We start from the raw sequence: 6,387 nt of genomic DNA on the forward strand, positions 1-6,387 counted from the left end.
CGGCACACACCGCGTCGAACGCCTCGGCGTACGCGGGGAACGCGGCGTACAGCTCCCGGCCCATCCCCGGCCGCTGGGCGCCCTGGCCGGTGAAGAGCACGGCGACACCGGGTGCGGCCGGGTCGGCCACACCCCGGATCACGCCAGTGCCGTCGAGGGTGCGGAGCCGTCCGGCTGCCTCTTCTACGTCGGTGGCGAGGACAACGGCGCGGTGTTCCCACACCGGGCGCGAGGCGACCAGCGAACCGGCGATGGCGCCGAGATCTGTGCGTCCGGTCAGATGGTCCGCGAGCCGCTCGGCCTGGTCGTTCAGACCGGTTTCCGATCGAGCGGACACCAGCAACGGCATCAGCCCGACGCTGGGCTCGTCGTCCACAGGGGATTCGGGAGGGGCTTCGAGGACGACGTGGGCGTTGGTGCCGGACACGCCGAACGCCGATACCGCCGCGCGGCGCGGCCGGGCGAGCGCGGGCCACGGCGTCGGCTCGGTCAGCAGCCGCACCTCGCCGGTCGTCCAGTCCACTTTGGACGACGGCGCGTCGACGTGCAGGGTCTTCGGCAGTATGCCGTGCTTCAGTGCCATGATCATCTTGATCACACCGGCGACCCCGGCCGCGGCCTGCGTGTGCCCGACGTTGGATTTCAGCGACCCCAGCCAGAGCGGGGTTTCCCGGTTCCGGCCGTAGGTGGCCAGCAGGGCCTGGGCTTCGATGGGGTCGCCCAGGACCGTGCCCGTGCCGTGGGCCTCCACGGCGTCGACGTCCGATGTGGACAGCCCGGCGTTGGCCAGCGCCTGCCGGATGACCCCCTGCTGGGCCCGGCCGCTGGGCGCGGTGAGGCCGTTGGACGCGCCGTCCTGGTTGACGGCGGTGCCCTTGACCACGGCGAGGATCTCGCGGCCTTCGCGGCGCGCGTCGGACAGCCGTTGCAGGACGACGACGCCGGCGCCTTCGGCCCAGCCCGTGCCGTCGGCGGCTTCGGCGAACGACTTGCAGCGGCCGTCGATGCTCAGCCCGCGCTGGCGCGAGAACCCGACGAACACGCCCGGGGTCGCCATCACCGTCACGCCGCCGGCCAGCGCCAGCGAGCACTCGCCCGAGCGCAGCGCCTGAGCGGCCAGGTGGATCGCGACCAGCGACGAGGAGCACGCCGTGTCCAGGGTGACCGACGGCCCTTCGAGGCCCAGCAGGTACGACACGCGCCCGGCCGCGACGCTCGACGCCGTCCCGGTGCCCAGCAGACCCTCGAGGCCCGGTTCGCGCGAGCCGACGCCGTAACCCTGGAAGTACAGGCCGCTGAAGACGCCGACCGGCTGTCCGCGCAGCGATCCCGGGTCGATGCCCGCGTACTCCAGCGCTTCCCACGACGTCGTCAGCAACAGGCGCTGCTGCGGGTCCATGGCGAGGGCTTCGCGCGGCGCGATCCCGAAGAACCCGGGGTCGAAGTCGCCCGCGTCGTGCAGGAAGCCGCCGGAGCGGGTGTAGGTCGTGCCCTCGACGTCGGCGTCCGGGTTGTAGAGCGCGTCGAGGTCCCAGCCGCGGTCGGCCGGGAAGCCCGAAATGGCGTCGCCGCCCGCTTCGAGGAGGTCCCAGAGCGATTCGGGGCTGTCGACGCCGCCGGGCAGGCGCAGACCGGCGCCGACGATGACGATCGGGTCGTCGGTGACCTCCACCGCGGCGACGGGGGCAGCGACCACGGTGTCCACGCCGAGGATTTCGGCGTGCAGGTGCTCGGCGAGCGCGGCTGGGTTCGGGTGGTCGAACACGACGGTCGCGGGCAGGGCGACGCCGGTCGCGGTGACCAGCCGGTCGCGCAGCTCGACGGCGGTCAGCGAGTCGAAGCCGACGTCACGGAAGGCGCGCGTCCGGCCGATGGCGTCCTCGCTGCCGAGGACAAGTGCGGCCTCCGCACGGACCAGCGTGGTGAGCTCAGCGTGCCGGGCGGCGGTGTCGAGGCCTTCGAGCCGGGCCCGCAGCCCACTGGTGACCGACCGATCGGCGGCGACGGCCGCTTCGGCGGCGTCGATGGCGTCCCGCGCATCGGGCAGCCCACGCAAGAACGGGCTCGGCCGGGCCGCGGTGAAGATCGGGGCGAAGCGGGGCCAGTCCATGGCCGCGACGACGACGGCCGCCCGGTCACCGCGCAGCACGCGGTGCAGCGCGGTCAGGGCCAGGTCGGGTTCCATGGTCAGCACCGCGCGCCGGCGCAGCCGTTCGGTGTCGGCGGCGGTGCCGACGACACCGGTCCCGGCCCACGGCCCCCAGGCGACGGAGAGCGCGGGCTTGCCGCGGTCACGACGAGCCTCGGCGAGCGCGTCGAGATAAGCACTGGCGGCAGCGGGCGCGGACTGCCCGGCCGAGCCCCACACGCCGACGACGGAGGAGAACAGCACGAACGCGTCGAGCGGGTGGCCGTCGAGCAGCTCGTCGAGAATCGCCGCGCCCTCGACGCGGGCGGCCACGGCCTTGCTGAACCCAGCTACGTCGTGGTCGGCCAGCGCGGTCGCATCAGCGGCTGCCCCCGCGGCGTGGACGACCGCGTCGGGCGGATACTGGGCGATCACGGCGGCGACGGCGTCGCGATCGGTGACGTCGCAGGCCACGGTCGTGACACGGGTGCCGGCCAGGTCCGGCGCGGTGCCGGTCCTGCTGAGCAGCACGAGGTGCTCGGCCCCGGCGCGGGCGAGCCAGCGAGCCACGTGGCCGCCGAGCGCACCGGAGCCACCGGTGACCATGACGGTGCCGCGCGGCCGCCAGCCTTCGACTGTTGTGTCCTCACTGCGGGCCAGGCGACGGGCGAAGGTGCCGTTTGCACGGAGGGCGATCTGGTCTTCGCCGCCGTCCGCGGTCACCAGGGCGACCGCGCGGGCGGGCAGGTCACCGTCCACTTCGGACGGGAGGTCGAGCAGGCCGCCCCAGCGGCCCGGGTGTTCCAGCGCTGCCGCCCGGCCGAGGCCCCACAGCTGCGCCGCCCGCGGATCGGGCGCGGTGTCGGCGGGCCCGGTGCGCACGGCACCGCGGGTCACGCACCACATCCGCGCGCCGCCCCCGGCGTCGGCCAGGGCTTGCACGGCGACGACCAGCTGCTCCGCCCGTCGGGGCAGGCACACAACGCCATCGAGGGGCCCGGCTGCAGCGATCCGCGCGGCGAGCGTGGCGCGATCGAGGGAGAGTTCGACGACGACGCCGCCAACCGGCCCGCTCTCGGCGAGCGCGGCGCGGCCCGGCGAAGGGTCAGCCGCGGCACCACTGACGGGTCCAGCTTCGGCGATCCCTGCGGCGAATGCGGCGCGGTCCGGCGAGCGATCAGCCGCGGCACCACCGAGGCGCCCGGCGAGCTGGGTGCGGTCCGCCGAAAGATCGGCAGTCATCCCGGCGAAGGCTGCGGCCAGTGCGCCGTCGTCGTCGGGGTCGACCAGTACCAGCCGGCGACCGGTGGCGGGCCGGGTGGTGGGCTCGGTGATCTCGTCCCAGGTGACCTCGTAGGTCCAGTCTCGGACCGCGGAGTCGTCGCGGCGGGCCGCTCGCCAGCGGGACAGGACCGGGGGGACCGCTGCCAGTGCGGCCTGGTCGTCGGGGGCCAGTGCGGGGTCCAGTGCGGCTGCGTCGCCGGTTCGGGCGGCGCGCCAGAAGGCGGCTTCCTCGCCTTGGTCCGGTGTTGCCGTGGGTTCGGCCGTGAGCCAGAAGGGGCGGCGACGGAACGCCGTCGTGGGCAGGCGCACCGGGTGGGCCGGGCGGGGCACTATCGCGCCCCACTCGACGACGGCGCCTCGGACGAACAGCTCGGCCAGAGCGGTCAAGGCGGTCGTGGGCTCGGGACGGTCGCGCCGGGTCAGGGCGACCGCGGGCGGTGCGTCCTCGACGGACTTCGCCATCGCGGTCAAGACGCCGTCCGGGCCGAGTTCCAGCAGTACCGAGACCGGGAGGTCACCGAAAGCCGAGAGAGCGTCGGCGAAGCGCACGGTTTCGCGCGCCTGGCTGGTCCAGTACTCGGGCGAGCAGAGGTCGGTGGAGAGGGCGCCGGTCACCGCGGAGACGACCGGGATGGCCGGGGAGCGGTAGGTGAGTGTTTCCGCCACTGCGCGGAACTCGTCGAGCATCGGGTCCATCAGTGCCGAGTGGAACGCGTGGCTCACCGTCAGCGCGCGGGTCCGGTGCCCGCGGGCCGAGAGGGCTTCCGCGGCGGCGTGCACGTCGTCCGCCGGGCCGGACAGCACCACGGCCGCCGGGCCGTTTACGGCGGCGATCTCTACCGGTCCGCTGTGCTCGGCCAGGACCTCGCGGACTTCGGCTTCCGCCGCGGTGACGGCGATCATCGCGCCGCCCGCGGGCAGCGCCGACATGAGCCGGCCGCGGGCGGCGACCAGCTTGGCGGCGTCGGCCGCCGACCACACCCCGGCGACGTACGCCGCGGTCAGCTCGCCCAGCGAGTGCCCGGACACCGAGCGCGGACGCACGCCCCACGACTCGGCGAGGCCGTACATCGCCACCTCGACGGCGAACAGGGCGGCCTGCGTGTACGCCGTGTCGTCCAGCAGCCGGGCAAGGTCGGTGCCGGGCTCGGCGAACACCACGTCCCGCAACGGGACCGCCAGGTGCGGGTCAAGGTCGGCGCAAACGGCGTCGAATGCCGATGCGAACGCCGGGAACGTCTCGTACAGCTCGCGGCCCATCCCGGCGCGTTGCGCGCCCTGACCGGTGAACACGACGCCGACGCCGGCGGAGTCGGCCTCCCCGCACACGACACCCGGATGAGACTCACCCGCCGCCAAAGCGCGCAGGGCGGCAAGGGGGTCGGCGGCCACCACCACGGCGCGGTGTTCCCACAGCGCCCGCGACGACACCAGGGAACCGGCGACGGCCGCGAGGTCGTTCTGCGAGTCGAGTGCCGTCGCGAGACGGTCCGCCTGTGCGGCCAACGCCTGCGGTGAACGCGCCGAGAGCACCAGCGGCACGATCGCCGGCGCAGACGACGTAGGCGCAGGGGACACAGAGGCCGCCTGCTCCAGGATGACGTGTGCGTTCGTCCCCGACACGCCGAACGACGACACTGCTGCCCGGCGTGGGCGGTCCAGTGCCGGCCACGGTGTCTCCTCGGTCAGCAGCCGCACCGCGCCGGCCGTCCAGTCCACTTGGGACGACGGTGCGTCGACGTGCAGCGTCTTCGGGAGGATGCCGTGCCGAAGAGCCAGGATCATCTTGATCACGCCCGCCACCCCGGCGGCGGCCTGCGCGTGGCCGATGTTGGACTTCAGGGAACCCAGCCACAGCGGGGTTTCCCGGTGCTGACCGTACGTGGCCAGCACAGCGTCGGCCTCGATCGGGTCACCGAGGGCGGTGCCCGTGCCGTGTGCCTCGACGGCGTCGACGTCCACTGTGGACAGTTTGGCCGCCGCGAGGGCCTCGCGGATCACCTCTTCCTGGGCGAGGCCGCTCGGGGCGGTCAGGCCGTTGGACGCGCCGTCCTGGTTCACCGCGGTGGCCCGCACCACGGCCAGGACCTCACGTCCTTCGCGCAGCGCGTCGGACAAGCGTTCCAGCACGAGCACGCCGACGCCCTCGGCCCAGCCGGTGCCGTCGGCGGCGTCGGCGAAGGACTTGCAGCGGCCGTCGGCGGCCAGGCCGCGCTGACGGGAGAACTCCAGGAACACCCCGGGCGTCGCCATCACCGTGGCGCCGCCGGCGAGCGCCAGCCGGCACTCCCCCGCGCGCAGCGACTGGCCCGCGAGGTGCATCGCGACCAGCGACGACGAGCACGCCGTGTCGACGGTGACGGCCGGACCGCGCAGGCCCAGCACGTAGGAGACGCGGCCCGCCGCGACGCTGCCCGCGGATCCGGTGGCGAGCAGCCCTTCCAGCTCCACGGGCGCCGCACCGCCGCCGTAGCCCTGGTAGGACAGCCCGGTGAACACGCCCACGCGCTCGCCGCGCAACGCCGTCGGCGCGATGCCGGCGTACTCCAGCGCTTCCCACGACGTCTCCAGCAGCAGGCGCTGCTGCGGGTCCATGGCCAGCGCCTCGCGCGGGGAGATGCCGAAGAACTCCGGGTCGAACGCGGGCGCGTCGGCCAGGAACCCGCCGGAGCGCACGTAGGACTTGCCCGCCGCGTCCGGGTCCGGGTCGTAGATGCCGTCGAGGTCCCAGCCCCGGTCGGCCGGGAACGACGTGATCCCGTCGCCGCCGCGCCGGAGGAACGCCCACATCCCGGCGGGATCGGTCACCCCGCCCGGCAGCCGCACGCCGATGCCGACGACCGCGATCGGGTCGTCGGCCGCGTCGGCGGTCAGGGCGGCGTTGGCCTTCGTCAGCCGCGCGTTGTCGAGCAGCGCCTTCCGCAGCGCCTCGACGAGCTTGGCATCGGGCGTGCCCACGGGTCCTCCGGTGGTCA

The 6,387-nt window shown here is 74.3% G+C and carries 1 pseudogene (running past one end of the window); it reads right to left on the reverse strand.

The features are described from left to right. Positions 1 to 6,358 (reverse strand): annotated as a pseudogene (locus MUY22_RS37035) (type I polyketide synthase) (its annotated part extends 19,493 nt beyond the left edge of the window); the annotation flags it as partial. Between the last annotated feature and the right edge of the window lie 29 nt (positions 6,359 to 6,387).

Source organism: Amycolatopsis sp. WQ 127309 (genome assembly GCF_023023025.1).
Classification (GTDB): domain Bacteria; phylum Actinomycetota; class Actinomycetes; order Mycobacteriales; family Pseudonocardiaceae; genus Amycolatopsis.